The sequence below is a fragment of the Sphingopyxis sp. GW821-FHT10B01 genome (assembly GCF_059415685.1).
Map to the genome: position 1 here is coordinate 298,804 of NZ_JBWKNS010000001.1, position 15,939 is coordinate 314,742.

Sequence of the window (15,939 nt, forward strand, 5' to 3'; positions counted from 1 at the left end):
ATCCGCTCGCCGCGCTGCTCCCATCCTTCCCTATATGGCGCTGATCCGGGGCGCGATGGAATGGCTGCGCCACAAGGGTGGATCATCAAAATCGCACCACCCCAAACATACATCTTGATGAGACATATATAACCTATATAGTACCAATGTATCGAGTGGCCACATGCCACCGATCCGGAGACAAGATATTATGACGCCGAACGCCGCATTAGACGGACGACAGACGCTGATGGAGCAGGAAGCGGGCGAGGCCGCAGCGGCGATCGCGCGCATGTTCGAAGCGAATCGCGACGCGTTCGGCGAGATCGGCCGGCGCCTTCGCGCTTCGCCGCCGGCCGCGGTTGTCACCTGCGCGCGCGGATCGTCGGACCATGCCGCGACCTATGCCAAATATCTGGTCGAGACGATGACGGGCACGCCGACCGCATCCGCGGCGCTCTCGATCGCCTCGCTCTACGATGCGCCCGCGGTGGCAGGAAACCGGCTGTGCCTCGCGATTTCGCAGTCGGGGAAAAGCCCCGACCTGCTCGCCGCGGTCGAACAGCAGCGCGATGCCGGCGCGTTCGTGGTCGCGCTGGTCAACGCCGACGGCTCGCCGCTCGCCGGCCTCGCCGATATCGTGATTCCGCTGTCCGCGGGGGTCGAGCGATCGGTGGCAGCGACCAAATCCTATATCGCCTCGCTCGCCGCGATTGCCGCGCTCGTCGCAGCGTGGGCAGAAGATGCGACGCTCGAAGCCGCGCTGACTACCCTTCCCGCCCAACTCGAACAGGCCTTCGCGCTCGACTGGTCGCCAGCGGTCGCGGCCTATCGCGACGCGCGAAACCTGTTCGTCCTCGGCCGTGGCTACGGCCTTGGCGCCGCGCAGGAAGCGGCACTCAAGTTCAAGGAAACCTCCGGGCTTCACGCCGAAAGCTTCAGCGCAGCCGAAGTGCGCCACGGCCCGATGGCGATCGTCGGCAAGGCCTTTCATGTCCTTGCACTGGGAGGAACCGATCGTGCGGCGGTCAGCGTTCGCGCGGCGGCCGACGAATTTCGCAGCCGCGGCGCAACCGTGTTGCTGGCCGATCCCACCGGCGGCGATCTGCCGGCCATCGCGGCGCATCCGGTGATCGAGCCGATCCTGATGATCCAGAGTTTTTATCGCATGGCAAGCGCCCTTGCGGTGGCACGGGGCTGTAACCCCGACTCGCCTCCGCATCTCAACAAGGTTACCGAGACGCTATGATCTTTCGTTTCCACAACGGCCGGGTCGCACTGCCGGCGGGTGCCGTCGGCGCGGTGGATATCACCGTTGCCGACGGCACCGTCTCTGCCGTGACGCCCGCCGCGAAGACGCCCGCCGACCGGGTGCTCGATCTGGAAGGCGGCTGGCTGCTTCCCGGCTTCATCGATACGCAGGTCAACGGCGGCGGCGGCGTGCTGTTCAACGATCAGGTCGATGTCGACGCGATTGCGGCGATCGGCGAAGCCCATGCGCGGTTCGGCACGACGGCGTTCCTGCCGACGCTGATCAGCGACACGCCCGCCCAGATCGCGGCCGCACTCGCCGCGGTCGACGCTGCGATCGACCACGGGGTACCGGGGGTCGTCGGCATCCATATCGAGGGGCCGTTCATCAACGAGGTCAAGCGCGGCATCCACGAAGCACACCGTATTCGCCGCCTCGACGCCGATACGCTGGCGACGCTGACAGCGCCGCACCGCGGGCGCGTGATGCTGACGCTCGCGCCCGAACTGTGCGACGAGGACGACATCCGCACGCTCGTCCGGCACGGCGTGATCGTCAGCGCGGGGCACAGCGACGCGACCTATGACGAGGCACAGCGCGCCATCGCCGCGGGCCTTACGGGCTTCACCCATTTGTTCAACGCAATGTCGCCGCTGCACCACCGCAATCCCGGCGCGGTCGGCGCGGCGTTCGATTCGGATAGCTGGTGCGGGTTGATCGTCGACGACGTCCACCTGCATCCCGCAGTTGTGCGGCTGGCGGTTCATGCCAAAGGCAAGGACCGCATCATGCTGGTCACCGATGCGATGCCGAGCGTCGGCACCGACGTCAGCGAATTCACGCTGCAGGGTAAGCGCATCGCGGTGAAGGACGGCGTCTGCATTTTCGAGGATGGCACGCTCGCGGGCACCCACCTCGATATGGCGTCGGCGCTGCGCAAGACGGTCGAGGTCACCGGGCTGCCGGTGACCGACGTGTCGGCAATGGCCAGCGCGACGCCCGCCGCCTTCCTGTCGCTGCAGCACAGCATCGGCGCCATCGCGCCCGGGCAGCGGGCCGATTGGGCGTGGCTCGACGCCGCACTGCACCCGCGCGCCACCTGGATCGACGGAAAGATTGTTTCGGAAACCGCACGGGACCTTGACCAAGCCGCACAATGATAATCAAGCCGCACAAAAAAAAGCGGCGGAAATTTGGGGATATGCCGATGAGCCTGATCATCACCTCGCCGCTCAGAGGATGGGCGACGACGCTGGATACTGTTCCAGACCCGGTTTTTGCCCAGCGCATGATGGGCGACGGTGTCGCGATCCAGCCGCTGGGCGACACGGTCTTCGCGCCCTTCGACGGCGAAGTGGTGACGCTCCACGATGCAGGACACGCGATCTCGCTGCGCAGCGCCGAGGGCGCCGAGATACTGATCCACATCGGGCTCGATACAGTGATGTTGAAGGGCGAAGGCTTCGTCCCGCTCGTCACCATCGGGGCGATGGTGGCGCGCGGCGACCCGCTGATCCGCTTCGACCTCGATGCCGTGGCACGATCCGCGACCAGCCTGATCACGCCGGTGATCGTCACCAATGCCGAGGCTTTTGCGATCAGCCGCCGCACGACCGATTGCGCAATCGGCGCCTGCGAGGCGTTGATGACGCTCGTCCCGGTGAAGGCCGAGGCGCGTCGCCGGCCGGATGACGGAACGGTCGTCGAACAAGCGGTAACATTATTGCTGCCACACGGAATCCACGCGCGCCCCGCGGCGCGGATCGGCGAGGCCGCACGCGGTTTCGAGGCGGAAATCCATCTGCAACGCGGCGAAAAACGCGGCGATGCGCGCAGCACCGTCGCCCTGCTCGCGCTCGGCACCGGCTTTGGCGACGAAGTTCTGGTGCAGGCCCGCGGCGACGATGCCGAAGCGGCGCTCACGGCGATCGTCGCGCTGCTGGCGACCGATATGGGCGAAGCTTCGCCTGTAAAGCCCGCCCCGGTCGCGGCCAGAATCGCCGAGCCGCTGGGCGCGGGACAGATCGGCGGTGTCATCGCCTCGCCCGGCCTGGCGATGGGACCGGCAGCACGGCTGCGGCAGGCCGAAATCGCGGTCGCACGCGAAGGCACCGGCGCGACCGAAGAACGCGCGGCGCTGATCGCGGCCCGCGGCGAGGTTCGCGGACGGATCGCGGCGCGCACCGATGCCGCCGATGGCAGCGTCGCAGCGGTGATGCACGCGCATCTCGCGCTGATCGACGATCCCGAACTGCTCGCCGCCGCCGAAAACCGGATTGCTGCGGGCAGCAGCGCGGGCTTCGCCTGGCGCGGCGCGATCCACGACCAGATCGCCGCGATCCGCGCGACAGGCAATGCGCATCTGATCGAGCGCACCGACGATCTGATCGACATCGAACGGCAATTATTGTCGACGCTGACCGGCACACCGCTGGAAGGCGCGGCGATCGCCGCCGGCGCGATCGTGGTCGCCGACGATCTGTTGCCGTCGCAGCTCGTGACGCTGGCCGCGGCGCAGCCGTCCGGCATCTGCCTCGCGCGCGGCGGTCCGACCTCGCACGTCGCGATCCTTTGCGCGGGCATGGGCCTGCCGGCGCTCGTCGCGATGGGCGACGCGCTCGATGCGGTCGACGACGGCACCCCGCTGTTGGTCGATGCCGAGCTTGGGCATGTGACGATTGCGCCTTCGCCCGCCGACGCCGACGCCTTCACGGCGCGCCTTGCCAAACGCGATGCACGGCGCGAGGCGGCCCGGGCGGCCGCGAAAGATGCGTGCCACAGCGCCGACGGCACGCGCATCGAAATTTTCGCCAACATCGGCACCGTCGAAGATGCAGTGGTTGCCGCGGCGCAAGGCGCCGAAGGGTCCGGGCTCGTCCGCAGCGAATTCCTGTTCCTCGATCGCGACACCGCGCCGTCGGAGGATGAACAGCTCGCCGCCTATCAGGGCATTGCCGACGCGCTGGCGGGCCGGCCCGTGATCATCCGTCTGCTCGACATCGGCGGTGACAAGCCCGCCGCCTATATCCCCATCGCGCACGAGGAAAATCCGGCGCTCGGCCAGCGCGGCATCCGCGTCGGGCTGGCGCAGCCGGACCTGCTGGAAACGCAGATCCGCGCGATCCTGCGTGTCGAACCCGTCGGCCAGTGCAAGATCATGATCCCGATGGTCGCGGGCATCGACGAGTTGCGGCAGGTCCGCGAAATAGTCGACCGGCTGCGCGGCGAGATGGGACTATCGGCGCCGGTCGAAGTCGGCGTGATGGTCGAAACCCCCGCCGCCGCGATGACCGCCGACCTGCTGGCGGTCGAGGCCGATTTTCTGTCGATCGGCACCAACGACCTCACCCAATATATGCTCGCGATGGATCGCGGCAATCCCGCGGTCGCCGCGGGGGTCGACGCGATGCATCCCGCGGTTCTACGCATGATCGGCGAAACCTGCCGCCTTGCCACCGCGCGCGGGCGCTGGGTCGGCGTTTGCGGCGGCCTCGCCTCCGACCCTGCGGCCTTGCCGATCCTTGTCGGGCTTGGCGCCACCGAGCTGTCGGCCGTCCCCGGCTTTGTCGCCGAAGCAAAGCAGATCGTGCGCAGCCTGACGCTGATCGAAGCGCGCGCGCATGCCGAGCTGGCGTTGCAATGCAAATCGGCAGCCGAGGTTCGCGCGCTGGCGCGCGCATTCGAGGAGACACGGCGATGAAAAAGATGCTCGAAGCACTTCAGCCCCTGGGCCGCGCGCTGATGCTGCCCATCGCGGTGCTGCCCATCGCCGGCCTGCTGCTGCGCATCGGCCAGCCCGACCTGCTCGACATCGCGTTCATCTCGGCGGCGGGCGCTGCGATTTTCGACAATCTCGGCATCCTCTTCGCGATCGGCGTCGCGGTCGGCTTTGCCCGCGACGGCAATGGCGCCGCCGCGCTGGCCGGCGTGGTGTGCTATTTCGTCACGACGAACGGCGCGCAGACCTTCATGACCCCGCCGCCCGACATCGGCGTCGGGCTTCCCGAAGCGGCGGCGGCGCTGACCCAGAAACAATGGGCTGTCGGCCTGATCGACCGGCTGGAGGTGCCCGTCGGAATCATCTCGGGCCTGATCGGCGGCCATTTCTACAACCGCTTCGCGACGATCGCGCTGCCCGAATATCTCGCCTTCTTTGGCGGCCGCCGCTTCGTACCGATCGCCAGCGGGGTCGCGGGGCTGCTGCTCGCAGCGCTGGTCGGGTACAGCTATGCGCATATCAGCGGCGCAATCGATGTCGCGAGCCGCACCGTGGTCGAAAGCGGCGGCGTCGGTCTGTTCGTCTATGGCGCGCTCAATCGCCTGCTGATCGTCACCGGGCTGCACCACATCATCAACAATGCCGCCTGGTTCGTCGTCGGCGATTTCGGCGGTGCGACCGGCGACCTTCGCCGTTTCTTTGCGGGCGACCCCAATGCGGGCGCGTTCATGAGCGGCTTTTTTCCGGTGATGATGTTCGGCCTGCCCGCCGCATGCCTCGCCATGTATCACGAGGCGCGGCCCGACCGGCGCAAGGCGGTCGGCGGGATGCTCTTCAGCCTCGCCTTCACCAGCTTCCTCACCGGGGTGACCGAACCGATCGAGTTCACCTTCATGTTCGTTGCGCCTTTGCTCTACGCAATCCACGCGCTGCTGACCGGCGCGTCGATGGCGCTGATGAATGCGCTCGACGTGAAGCTGGGTTTCGGCTTTTCGGCGGGGCTGTTCGATTATGTATTGAACTTCAGCCTCGCGACGCGGCCGTGGATGCTGCTGCCGGTCGGCGCGGTTTATGCCGGGCTCTATTACGGCCTGTTCCGCTTCTTCATCCGCCGTTTCGACCTCTCAACACCGGGACGCGAAAAAGGCGAGGTTGCCGAAGCCGCGACCAAGGCCGCCGGGACCCCGCGCGGCGAGGCCTTTGTTGCGGCACTCGGCGGCAAAGCCAATCTGGTCAGCGTCGATGCGTGCACGACGCGCCTGCGCCTGATCGTCGCCGATCAGACGGCGGTCGACGATGCAGCCCTTTCCGCGCTCGGCGCCCGCGGCATCATCCGCCCGTCGGAAAATGCGGCGCAGGTCGTGCTCGGCCCCATCGCCGATCTGGTGGCGGAGGAAATCCGCGGCGTGCTGGCCAGCGGCGGCACGTCGGCGCCCGCCGTAGCAGCGATTGAACAAGCCGCCCCGGCGGCGGACGTCACCCTGCCTGCCGATATCCTTGGCGCGTTGGGCGGTGACGGCAATGTCTGTCGCGTGGATGCGCTTCACGGACGGTACCGGGTCGAACTGGCCGACGCGGCGCGCATCGACGAGGGCGCGCTGACGCGACTGACACGCGGCGTGGCACGCCCGCAGCCCGGCATCTTGCACATCCTTCGTGACTAGGGCGGCGGCCTTCGCTGGAAGCTGGTGCATGTGAAAGGCGGCAAGACCTATGTCGCGCTGACGCCGGGCAAAGCCGCGCGCACGATCGACCTTGCCCCCGCCTATGTGATGAAAGCCGGCTGACGGCTTGAGGCCTATGCCGGCTATTCCCAGTCGAGCGCGCCCTTTTTCCATTCATAGATGAAGCCGACCGTCAGAATGCCCAGAAACACCATCATCGCGCCCCATGCTTCCCAGCCGAGGTCGGTGACGACGACCGCCCAGGGGAAAAGGAAGGCCGCTTCCAGATCGAAAATGATGAACAGGATGGCGACGAGATAAAAGCGGACGTCGAACGGCTGACGCGACGGTTCGAAGGCGGGAAAGCCGCATTCATATTCGGAGAGTTTTTCGGCGTCCGGCGCGCTCGTCCCGGTGAAACGCGATACGGCGATCGGCAGGAAGACGAACAGGATCGACAGCAGCAGCGCGACCCCCATGAAGATCAGGATCGGCAGATAGTCCAGCAACAGGGTGGATGACGTTCCGACAGTCGTTTGCGACACGGATTCGACGGATTTCGAGAGCATGGCGGCCTCCGGGGAAGTCGCCGGGCCGTCCCGGACCTGATACCGGCGCACCCGCCCGGTCGGACGGGATGCGCCGGGGAGGACGTGGCCTCGCTTGTATGATGGCGCCGATCAGGCGGGCGCGGACAGCTTCATGAGCAAAAGCCCGCTGACAATCAGGATCGCGGCCCCGATCCGCATCGCATTTACCTGTTCACCGAGAACGAAGATGCCGACAAGGAACGCCCCGACCGCACCGATCCCGGTCCAGATCGTGTAGGCCGTGCCGAGCGGCAGCGATTTCATCGACAGCGACAGCAAGGCAAAGCTCGCGATCATCGCGACGAGCGTAACCAGCGAGGGGACAAGTTTGGAAAAGCCTTCCGATTGTTTCATCGAAAAGGCCCACAAGATTTCGAGCACACCGGCAATCAAGAGATAAATCCAGGCCATGACAGCCTCCTTCATCAAAGGCTGCCGGGCCGTCCCGGACTTACAAGCCCGCGCGGTGCGCGGGCGAGGACGTGGCCTCTTTCTGGCGACCTGGCAGGGGCAGTAGGACTCGAACCTACGACCCTCGGTTTTGGAGACCGATGCTCTACCAACTGAGCTATACCCCTAGGCCGGAGTGCGCCACTAGCCGGATTGCGGGGGCGGGGCAAGAGGGATGACGGGTTGCGCAGGCGGACCGGCCTGATATGCGCAATTTTACATGAGCACCGCTGCTTCCTCCGCCCCTTCCGCGGCCGCACCGCAAAATTACCTCGGCGGAATCGCGCTGCGGCTGCTGGCGATGGCCAGCCTTTCGCTGATGTTCGTGCTGGTCAAGCTGATCGCGGAATCGGGCGTCCATATCCTCGAAAGCCTGTTCTGGCGGCAGGTGGTGGTAATCCCTCTCGTCTTTGCCTGGGCCTTGTCGCATGGCGGAATCGCATCGCTCAAGACCCGGCGGATCGGCGCGCACGCGCGCCGCGCGACGATGGGGCTCATCGGCATGGCGTGCAATTTCGGCGGCATGATCTTCCTGCCGATGGCCGAAGCGACAACGATCAACCTGTCGGTGCCGATTTTCGCGGTGATCTTTGCCGCGCTCCTGCTCGGCGAGCCGACCGGATGGCAGCGGTGGAGCGCCGTGATCATCGGCTTTGCCGGAGTGCTCGTGGTGCTGAACCCCGCGGCCAGCTTCGCCGGCGGGTTCGGCGGCGAGCATGGCGTCGGGACGTTGATCGCGCTGGGCGGCGCGCTGATGACCGCGCTCATCACCATCGCCATCCGCGACCTCGGGCGCACCGAGAATGCGACGACGATCGTCTTCTGGTTCAGCCTGCTGTCGATGCTCCCGCTGGGGATCGCCCTGCCCTTCGTCTTCACCCCGCACGATCCGTATCAATGGCTCCTGCTGCTCGGACTCGGCATTTCGGGCGCGGTCGTACAGATGTCGCTGACCGGCGCGCTGCGCCTTGCCCCGGTCGCGGTCGTCATTCCGATGGACTATTCGGCTTTGCTCTGGTCGATCGCGTGCGGCTGGTGGTTCTTTGGCACCTTGCCCGCCGACACGACGTGGATCGGGGCCCCGCTGATCATCGCGAGCGGGCTGTTCATCGCCTGGCGCGAGCACCGCCTGCACATCGAGCGCACAAAGGACATCACCGCATGACGAATCCAGTCCCTCGGCCGATCCTCTACCACTGCCCCGACGCCCGTTCGCTGCGCTGCCTGTGGGCCGCCCTGGAAGCCGGGATCGATGTCGACCTGCGCCTGCTCAAATTCCCCCCGCGCGCTTTCGAGCCCGACTATCGCGCGGTGAACCCGCTGATGACGATCCCGGGCTGGGTCGAGAACGGGCAGTTGATGACCGAATCGGCGGCGATCTGCGAGCGTATTGCCGAGGGCACACCGCTCGAGGTGCGCCGCGACGAGGCCGACTATTGGGCGTGGCGCAACTGGCTGCACCGCAGCGACGCGACGCTGACCTTCCCGCTCGCGATCATGATCCGCTACACGCGCGTCGAGCCCGAGGAGCGGCGGCTCGCGCAGGCGGTCGCCGACTATAAAGCCTTTTTCGGCGGACGCGCCAAGAGCATCGAGGCGGCGCTGGCCGACGGGCGCGAGTGGCTGGTCGCGGAACGCTTCACGATTGCCGATATCGTGATCGGCTATGCGGCGTTCCTCGCGACGACGCTGGGCGCGGACGATGTGCTGGGCGATGCGACGAAGGCGTGGCTGGACCGATGCATGGCGCGTGAGGGGTTCAAGCGGGCGCGCGAGCGACAGCAGCGCGCGGCCTGACAAGAAAGGGCTCCACCCTTAAGGTGAAGCCCCCCATGTTCCTTGCCTATGGGTTGTCTCGGCGAAGAAAACGCATCGGCCTTTCGGGGTATTGGGTCGCTTGAAAGGCCGAATGTGGGGCGAATTTATGCCGCACCGGGGGCGTTGGCTTTCACATTCTCACGGTTGGTGGAGGGGCGGTTCGTTATGCTGCTCGGGCTGCAACGGGGTGGATTCCAGACCTCTGGCTATCCGCCATCCTGGCGAAGGCCGGGATCTCACCCTCCCGGATTCACGCACCGGCAAGATCCCGCCCTTCGCCGGGATCACGAACTGGGTGGCGGCGACTTTGGGGTGAGGAGCGGACGGCAAATTACCCCCGCTTCGTCATCCCGGACTGATCCGGGATCCATAGCTGCGCCGTCGTCGTGGATCCCGGATCAAGTCCGGGATGACGAGGAAAGGAAGGGCAACTATCGGCCGCTAACCGCTCCTCAATTCACCATCCGCGCATAGCCCTCCCAATAGGGCGCGCGCAGGTCCTTCCGCAAAATCTTGCCGCTCGCATTGCGCGGCAGCGCCGCGATCACGTCGATGCTGCGCGGGCATTTGAAGGGGGCGATGCGGTCGCGGGCCCAGGCGATGATGTCGGCTTCCTCGACGCTGGTGCCGGGCTTCGCCACGACGGCGGCCTTCACCGCCTCGCCCCATTTTTCGTCGGGGATGCCGAACACCGCGACCTCCTGCACCGCCGGGTGGCCGAAGATCGCGCTTTCGACCTCGGCCGGATAGACATTCTCGCCGCCGGTGATGATCATGTCCTTCATCCGGTCGTGGATATAGAGATAGCCATCCTCGTCGAGGTAGCCCGCGTCGCCGGTGCGGATCCAGCCGTCGTCGGTCATCGTGTTGGCGGTGGCATCGGGCAGGTTCCAATAGCCCAGCATATTGTTCGACGAGCGGGTGATCACCTCGCCCACTTCGCCTTGCGGCAGCGACTCGCCCGCAGCGTCGACGATGCGGATTTCGACCCCCGGCAGCGGCTTTCCGGCCGACCGCATGCGCTTGTTGCCTTCGGGGTCATGGTCCTCGGGCGGCAGCATCGAAATCGTGCCGGTGGTTTCGGTCATGCCATAGGCCTGGATGAACTGCGCACCGAACATCTTGATGCACTGGCGCAGCAGGTCGAGCGGGATCGGCGCCGCGCCATAGAGGATATATTGGAGCCGGCTGTAATCGACGCTGGCGCAGCGGGGATGCATCAACAGCATCTGCAGCGCGGCGGGAACGATGAAGAAGCGCGTCACGCCATGCTGCTCGACCGCGTCGAACACCCCGTCGGGATTGAATTCGGCAAGGATCACCCCCGGCAGGCCCGAGACCAGCGCCATGATGCCGAGCCCGGTGCCGCCGATATGCGCGCACGGCATCGCGACCAGCACCGCCTCGTCATCCTGCCATTTGGTATAGGCGAGTTCGCTGTCGGCCGAATTCTTGCGCAGCGCGAAAAGATTGTGGTTCGACAATACCGCGCCCTTGGGATTGCCCGTGGTGCCCGAGGTGTAAAGCTGGAGCACCGCGTCGTTCGCCGCCGAGGGTTCGAAGGCCCCGCGCGCCGCTTCGTCGATCATCGCCCATGCTTCGGCAGCGCCGACGATCGCGGGGTCGTTCTGCAGCTTGCCCGCGAGCTGATCTGCGACGGTTTCGAACCCGGGCCCGGCGAAGACCATCTTCGCCTGTGTGTCGTTGACGATGAAGGCCCATTCGGTCGGCGACAGGCGCCACCCGATCGGCGCCATCACGATCCCGGCGCGCGCCGCGCCATAGAAGAGCGCGAAATAGAGGTCGCTGTTCTTGCCGATCCACGCGATGCGGTCGCCCTTTTTCAGCCCCGCCGCGATCAGCGCCGACGCGGCGCGCGCGGTGCGATCGTCGAGCTCGGCATAGGTGTAGACGCGCCCCTCTTCGCGCATCGCCACCCGGTCGGGACGCTCGCCGGCCCAATGCGTCAGGAATTCGTCGAATGTAAACAGTTCCGAAACGTCGCGGCCCATCGCCCATCTCTCCTCGAATCGCATCTATTTCGCGCGATTGCGGCGAGGCTAGCGGCTGCTGGCGCGAGGTAAAGCGGCGATCGCCTATCCTGTCAGCAACGTCAGGTGCGGCGGAACAGCAGCATCAGGTTGTTCGCGGGCATCGCGCGGCGTTCGGCAAAGGCCAGCCCGGCATCGGCGGCGGCCGCCTTCATCGCGCCGGTATCGCGCAGGCTCCACGCCGGATTGCGGCTGCGCAGGCTCTCGTCGAAAGCGAGATTGCTGTCCGCCGTCGGTACATCGGGTTCGATGTAAGGGCCATACAGGATCAACGGCGCGCCGGACGGCAGCAGCGCCGCCGCGCCCGCAAGCAGGCCAAGCGTGGCCTCCCACGGGCTGATATGGACCATATTGATGCAGAGGATCGCGTCCGCCCGGTCGACCGGCCAGTCGCGCGCCGCGGCATCGAGCGCGAGCGGCGGGGCGATGTTGGCCAGACCGGCTTCGGCCCGGTAGGCCGCGATCGAGGTGAGCCCGGCCGGATCGGGGTCGCTCGGTTGCCAGTCGAGGCGGGGGAAGGCGGCGGCGAAGTGCATAACATGCTCGCCCGATCCGCTTGCGACCTCCAGCACCGTGCCCGATGCCGGGAGCCAGTCTGCCAGAACCGCGGCGATCGCATCGCGGTTGCGCAGCGTCGCCGGGGCGTGGCGCTTGTCCGCGCGTCCGCCCTCACCCGGGCTCCATGGCTGCGGTGTCACTGCGCCTTTGCCTTTGCCTGTGCCCGCGCGCGGCGCTCGCGAACGATCAGCCAGGCGAAGAGACCCATCGGCCCGACCATCAGGGTCAGGAACAGGAACGGAAACTGGACGATACGGTTGAAACCCTTTTGGTCGGCATCGCGCGCGACCCACAGGCCGGTGAACAGGTCGAAGGCCAGATAATGCGTCCACCCCAGCGTCGCCCCGCCCGGGCTGTCGAACAGCTTCATCACCCCGGCCAGCGTCGTGAAATCATTGCTGCTCGGTCCGCCGGGGTCGATGCCGCCGGTCAGATAGCCGACGATCATCACCGTATAGGCAAGGCAAAGCAGGAACACGCCGGCATAGAGGATTGCGGCGAGGATTTTCGGGCCGCGCGGCAGGAAGAGAAGCGCGAACCAGCTCGCGAACGCCCAGTAATTCACCAGCAGAAAAATGCTGTCCCAGCTCATGCCCTTGCCCTTCCCCGATTCAGATCAGCCCGCCGAGCCCGAAAAGGACGACGCCGCCGAGCAGCGCAATGGTGCCTGTCACGACGATCAGCAAGGTCATTCGCGCCGCCGACGCGCGCCGCGACACAAGGAACGCCGCAGCGAGGCCGATCCCGGCGGCGAAGATTGGTGCGTAGAGGAAGACCCAGTCGGAGCTGAACTCGCGGCGGACCTCGATCATCTCCCACTGCTCGACGACGAGGCCATATGCGGTGATCGCGATGAGCCAGCCGAGGATCGCGACGATCGCGAACAGCGCGCCGGCCGCGGCGCAGCCGGCTCCCGATCGCTTTTCCGGTTGTTCGGGGCCGGGCTGCGGTTCCGCCATCACCCCTCCCAGGCGAGGATGGGTTTGCGGGCGGCCAGCGTCTCGTCGAGGCGCGCGCGCGGGGCGAAATGCGGTGCGGTCTTCAGTGCCGGGTCGCCGTTCTTCGCGCGCAGCGCGATGCTGCGCAGCGCCCCGATGAACTGGTCGAGCGCGGCCTTGCTCTCGGTCTCGGTCGGCTCGACGAGCATCGCGCCATGGACGACGAGCGGGAAATAGACCGTCATCGGATGATAGCCCTCGTCGATCAGCCCCTTGGCGACGTCGAGCGTCGAGAAGCCTTCGGCGAGGCCTTTGTCGCTGAAGAGCGCTTCGTGCATGCACGGGCCCGAGCCGCCGAACGGCGCATCGAGCACATCATCGAGGCTGCGCAGCACATAGTTTGCGTTGAGCACCGCATCCTCGGCGACCTGCTTGAGCCCGTCGGCGCCATGGCTGAGGATATAGGTCAGCGCGCGCGTGAACATGCCCATCTGGCCGTGGAAGGCGGTCATGCGCCCGAAGGTCTGCGGATGATCCTCGCCCGCGCTTTCTTCCTCGATCAGGCGGAAAACATCGCCCTGCTGCGTCACGAAGGGCAGCGGCGCGAAAGGAGCCAAAGCTTCGGACAGCACGACCGGGCCCGAACCGGGACCGCCGCCGCCGTGCGGGGTCGAGAAGGTCTTGTGCAGGTTGATGTGCATCGCATCGACGCCGAGGTCGCCGGGGCGCACGCGGCCGACGATCGCGTTGAAGTTGGCGCCGTCGCAATAGACATAGCCGCCCGCAGCGTGAACCGCGTCGGAGATCGCTTTCATGTCGCGCTCGAACAGGCCGCAGGTGTTGGGATTGGTGATCATCACGCCGGCGACATCGGGGCCGAGGCGCGCCTTCAGCGCTTCGAGGTTGACGCGGCCGGCCTCGGTCGCGGGGATGTCCTCGACGGTGAAGCCCGCAAAGGCTGCGGTCGCGGGGTTGGTGCCGTGCGCACTTTCGGGGACGAGGATGACGCGGCGGTCCTCGCCGCGCGCCTCGAGCGCCGCCTTGATGCAGAGGATGCCGCACAGCTCGCCGTGTGCGCCGGCCTTGGGCGACATCGCGACGCTGTGCATGCCGGTGAGCGTGATCAGCCATTCGGCGAGCTCGTGGATCACCGCATAGGCGCCCTGCACCGTTTCCTGCGGCTGGAGCGGGTGAACATCGGCGAAGCCGGGCATCCGCGCGACCTTTTCGTTGAGGCGCGGGTTGTGCTTCATCGTGCAGCTGCCGAGCGGGAAGAGGCCGAGGTCGATCGCATAATTCTGCCGCGACAAGCGCGTGTAATGGCGCACCGTTTCGGATTCGCTGAGACCCGGGAGGCCGATCGGCGCGGTGCGCGCGAGCGCGCCGAGATCGGCGGCGGGCGCGGCTTCGTCGAAATCGACGCCGGTCGTTTCGCTGCCCCCGATTTCGAAGATCAGGGCTTCTTCGAGCATCAGCGCGCGGTTGCCGGTGAAGGTCGTGCTATCGTCGGCGCCGCCGGCGACATTCATTTCGGGGCGCCAGCCGGCGCGATTGAGCGCGGTCATGCCAGCACCTCCTTCAGGGCTGCAACGAAGGCGGAAATATCCGCCTCGGTCACGGTTTCGGTGACGGCGACGACAAGACCGTTCGCGAGCCCCGCATTGTCGGGATAGAGACGGCCAAGCGAGACGCCGCCCAATATATCCTTCTCGGCGAGTTTGTGGATCACCGGGCGCGCTTCGGTCGGAAGCAGCAGCGTGAATTCGTTGAAGAAGCTGCTGTTCAGGACCGACACGCCGGGGATTTTTGCGAGCTCGGCGGCGGCCGCCTTGGCGCGGCCATGGTTGATCGCCGCAAGCTGGCGCAGGCCCGCTTCGCCGAGCAGCGTCATGTGGATGCTGAAAGCCAGTGCGCAAAGACCGGAGTTCGTACAGATATTGCTCGTCGCCTTTTCGCGGCGGATATGCTGCTCGCGGGTCGAGAGCGTCAGCACGAAGCCGCGTTTGCCATTGGCGTCGACGGTCTCCCCGCAGAGGCGCCCCGGCATCTGGCGGACATATTTGGTCTTGCACGCGAACAGGCCGACATAAGGCCCGCCGAACTGGAGCCCGACGCCGAGCGACTGCCCCTCACCCACGACGATGTCGGCGCCCATTTCGCCGGGCGACTTGATCAGGCCGAGCGCGACGGGCTCGGTCACCACCGCGATCAGCAGCGCGCCCGCTGCCTGGCACGCTTCGGCCAGCTTCGTCATGTCGTCGATGCGGCCGAGGATGTCGGGATATTGGACGACGACGCAGCTCGTTTCCTTGTCGATGCTGTCCGCCAGCGCCGCCCAGTCGGTGCCGGCTTCGAGGCCCGGATCGCCGTCGACCAGCACGTCACCCGTATATTTCGCCATCGTGCGCGCAACGCTGCGGTAATGCGGGTGGAGACCCGTCGAGAGCAAAGCCTTGCCGCGCTTGGTGATGCGGCGCGCCATGACGATCGCTTCCCAGCACGCGGTCGAGCCATCGTACATCGACGCATTGGCGACATCGGTTCCGAGCAGCCGCGCGACCTGCGACTGGAATTCGAACAGCATTTGCAGCGTGCCCTGCGCGATTTCGGGCTGGTACGGCGTGTAGGCGGTCAGGAACTCGCCGCGCTGGATCAGATGATCGACGCTGGCGGGGACGTGATGGCGATAGGCGCCGGCGCCAAGGAAAAAGGGCCCCTCGCCCGCGGCGCGGCTGCGGCGCGCGAGCGCGCCCATATGGCGTTCGACCGCCAGCTCGCTCGCATGGTTCGGCAGGCCGGCGATCGGGCCGTCGAGCTGTGCCTCGGCGGGAACGTCGACGAACAGGTCATCGATCGACGATGCGCCAATCGTCGCGAGCATCGCTGCGCGGTCATCGGATGTGAGGGGAAGGTAACGCATG

General features: G+C 66.4%; 14 protein-coding genes and 1 tRNA gene. 6 read left to right on the top strand and 9 right to left on the bottom strand.

Annotation, left to right across the window (positions count from 1 at the left end; genetic code table 11):
• Window positions 1-190: 190 nt before the first annotated feature.
• From AC07NV_RS01280 to nagE, 4 genes are read left to right on the top strand one after another with little or no spacing between them, the layout of a single operon-like run.
• Window positions 191-1,228: an SIS domain-containing protein gene (locus AC07NV_RS01280; RefSeq protein WP_495164525.1), complete on the top strand. Its 1,038-nt coding sequence runs from the start codon at window positions 191-193 to the stop codon at window positions 1,226-1,228.
• Window positions 1,225-2,391 (top strand): N-acetylglucosamine-6-phosphate deacetylase, encoded by a 1,167-nt coding sequence (gene nagA / locus AC07NV_RS01285; RefSeq protein ID WP_495164526.1) that lies wholly within the window; start codon window positions 1,225-1,227, stop codon window positions 2,389-2,391. Before AC07NV_RS01280 ends, nagA begins: the two co-directional genes overlap by 4 nt.
• Before the next feature lie 47 nt (window positions 2,392-2,438).
• Window positions 2,439-4,931, top strand: coding sequence for a phosphoenolpyruvate--protein phosphotransferase (gene ptsP, locus AC07NV_RS01290; RefSeq protein WP_495164527.1), 2,493 nt, complete (start codon window positions 2,439-2,441; stop codon window positions 4,929-4,931).
• On the top strand, window positions 4,928-6,613 hold the full coding sequence (gene nagE, locus AC07NV_RS01295; protein WP_495164528.1) for an N-acetylglucosamine-specific PTS transporter subunit IIBC: 1,686 nt from the start codon (window positions 4,928-4,930) through the stop codon (window positions 6,611-6,613). The genes ptsP and nagE overlap by 4 nt, the downstream gene beginning before the upstream one ends.
• A 143-nt stretch (window positions 6,614-6,756) precedes the next feature.
• Here the strand turns inward: nagE and ndhC are convergent, their stop codons facing one another.
• The 3 genes from ndhC to AC07NV_RS01310 all read right to left on the bottom strand — a co-directional run bounded on the left by ndhC (window position 6,757) and on the right by AC07NV_RS01310 (window position 7,781).
• Complete coding sequence (ndhC, locus tag AC07NV_RS01300) at window positions 6,757-7,182, bottom strand: NADH-quinone oxidoreductase subunit A (protein WP_495164529.1); 426 nt, start codon at window positions 7,180-7,182, stop codon at window positions 6,757-6,759.
• Between the two features lie 111 nt (window positions 7,183-7,293).
• Window positions 7,294-7,614 (bottom strand): DMT family transporter, encoded by a 321-nt coding sequence (locus AC07NV_RS01305; RefSeq protein WP_495164530.1) that lies wholly within the window; start codon window positions 7,612-7,614, stop codon window positions 7,294-7,296.
• 91 nt (window positions 7,615-7,705) lie between these two features.
• Window positions 7,706-7,781, bottom strand: a tRNA-Trp gene (locus tag AC07NV_RS01310).
• Between the two features lie 92 nt (window positions 7,782-7,873).
• On the opposite strand from AC07NV_RS01310, the gene AC07NV_RS01315 reads away from it, so the two are divergent.
• Entirely contained in the window at window positions 7,874-8,818 is a 945-nt protein-coding gene (locus tag AC07NV_RS01315; protein WP_495164531.1) for a DMT family transporter, read from the top strand.
• Complete coding sequence (locus tag AC07NV_RS01320) at window positions 8,815-9,450, top strand: glutathione S-transferase family protein (protein WP_495164532.1); 636 nt, start codon at window positions 8,815-8,817, stop codon at window positions 9,448-9,450. Before AC07NV_RS01315 ends, AC07NV_RS01320 begins: the two co-directional genes overlap by 4 nt.
• 473 nt (window positions 9,451-9,923) lie before the next feature.
• On the opposite strand, the gene AC07NV_RS01325 is transcribed toward AC07NV_RS01320, so the two are convergent.
• The 6 genes from AC07NV_RS01325 to gcvPA all read right to left on the bottom strand — a co-directional run bounded on the left by AC07NV_RS01325 (window position 9,924) and on the right by gcvPA (window position 15,938).
• Window positions 9,924-11,483, bottom strand: coding sequence for a fatty acid--CoA ligase (locus tag AC07NV_RS01325; RefSeq protein ID WP_495164533.1), 1,560 nt, complete (start codon window positions 11,481-11,483; stop codon window positions 9,924-9,926).
• A gap of 101 nt (window positions 11,484-11,584) precedes the next feature.
• Window positions 11,585-12,220 (bottom strand): DUF938 domain-containing protein, encoded by a 636-nt coding sequence (locus AC07NV_RS01330; RefSeq protein WP_495164534.1) that lies wholly within the window; start codon window positions 12,218-12,220, stop codon window positions 11,585-11,587.
• Window positions 12,217-12,672: an ABA4-like family protein gene (locus tag AC07NV_RS01335; protein ID WP_495164535.1), complete on the bottom strand. Its 456-nt coding sequence runs from the start codon at window positions 12,670-12,672 to the stop codon at window positions 12,217-12,219. Before AC07NV_RS01335 ends, AC07NV_RS01330 begins: the two co-directional genes overlap by 4 nt.
• 19 nt (window positions 12,673-12,691) lie before the next feature.
• Complete coding sequence (locus AC07NV_RS01340; RefSeq protein ID WP_495164536.1) at window positions 12,692-13,039, bottom strand: hypothetical protein; 348 nt, start codon at window positions 13,037-13,039, stop codon at window positions 12,692-12,694.
• Entirely contained in the window at window positions 13,039-14,547 is a 1,509-nt protein-coding gene (gcvPB, locus tag AC07NV_RS01345; RefSeq protein ID WP_495165141.1) for an aminomethyl-transferring glycine dehydrogenase subunit GcvPB, read from the bottom strand. The genes AC07NV_RS01340 and gcvPB overlap by 1 nt, the downstream gene beginning before the upstream one ends.
• A gap of 32 nt (window positions 14,548-14,579) precedes the next feature.
• Window positions 14,580-15,938 (bottom strand): aminomethyl-transferring glycine dehydrogenase subunit GcvPA, encoded by a 1,359-nt coding sequence (gcvPA, locus tag AC07NV_RS01350; protein WP_495164537.1) that lies wholly within the window; start codon window positions 15,936-15,938, stop codon window positions 14,580-14,582.
• Between the last annotated feature and the right edge of the window lies 1 nt (window position 15,939).

What these genes read in the sequence shown, in the direction of transcription:
- AC07NV_RS01280 (WP_495164525.1), top strand. Translation starts at nt 191, where the DNA reads ATGACGCCGAACGCCGCATTAGACGGACGACAGACGCTGATGGAGCAG.
- nagA (WP_495164526.1), top strand. Translation starts at nt 1,225, where the DNA reads ATGATCTTTCGTTTCCACAACGGCCGGGTCGCACTGCCGGCGGGTGCC.
- ptsP (WP_495164527.1), top strand. Translation starts at nt 2,439, where the DNA reads ATGAGCCTGATCATCACCTCGCCGCTCAGAGGATGGGCGACGACGCTG.
- nagE (WP_495164528.1), top strand. Translation starts at nt 4,928, where the DNA reads ATGAAAAAGATGCTCGAAGCACTTCAGCCCCTGGGCCGCGCGCTGATG.
- ndhC (WP_495164529.1), bottom strand. Translation starts at nt 7,182, where the DNA reads ATGCTCTCGAAATCCGTCGAATCCGTGTCGCAAACGACTGTCGGAACG.
- AC07NV_RS01305 (WP_495164530.1), bottom strand. Translation starts at nt 7,614, where the DNA reads ATGGCCTGGATTTATCTCTTGATTGCCGGTGTGCTCGAAATCTTGTGG.
- AC07NV_RS01315 (WP_495164531.1), top strand. Translation starts at nt 7,874, where the DNA reads ATGAGCACCGCTGCTTCCTCCGCCCCTTCCGCGGCCGCACCGCAAAAT.
- AC07NV_RS01320 (WP_495164532.1), top strand. Translation starts at nt 8,815, where the DNA reads ATGACGAATCCAGTCCCTCGGCCGATCCTCTACCACTGCCCCGACGCC.
- AC07NV_RS01325 (WP_495164533.1), bottom strand. Translation starts at nt 11,483, where the DNA reads ATGGGCCGCGACGTTTCGGAACTGTTTACATTCGACGAATTCCTGACG.
- AC07NV_RS01335 (WP_495164535.1), bottom strand. Translation starts at nt 12,672, where the DNA reads ATGAGCTGGGACAGCATTTTTCTGCTGGTGAATTACTGGGCGTTCGCG.
- AC07NV_RS01340 (WP_495164536.1), bottom strand. Translation starts at nt 13,039, where the DNA reads ATGGCGGAACCGCAGCCCGGCCCCGAACAACCGGAAAAGCGATCGGGA.
- gcvPB (WP_495165141.1), bottom strand. Translation starts at nt 14,547, where the DNA reads ATGAATGTCGCCGGCGGCGCCGACGATAGCACGACCTTCACCGGCAAC.
- gcvPA (WP_495164537.1), bottom strand. Translation starts at nt 15,938, where the DNA reads ATGCGTTACCTTCCCCTCACATCCGATGACCGCGCAGCGATGCTCGCG.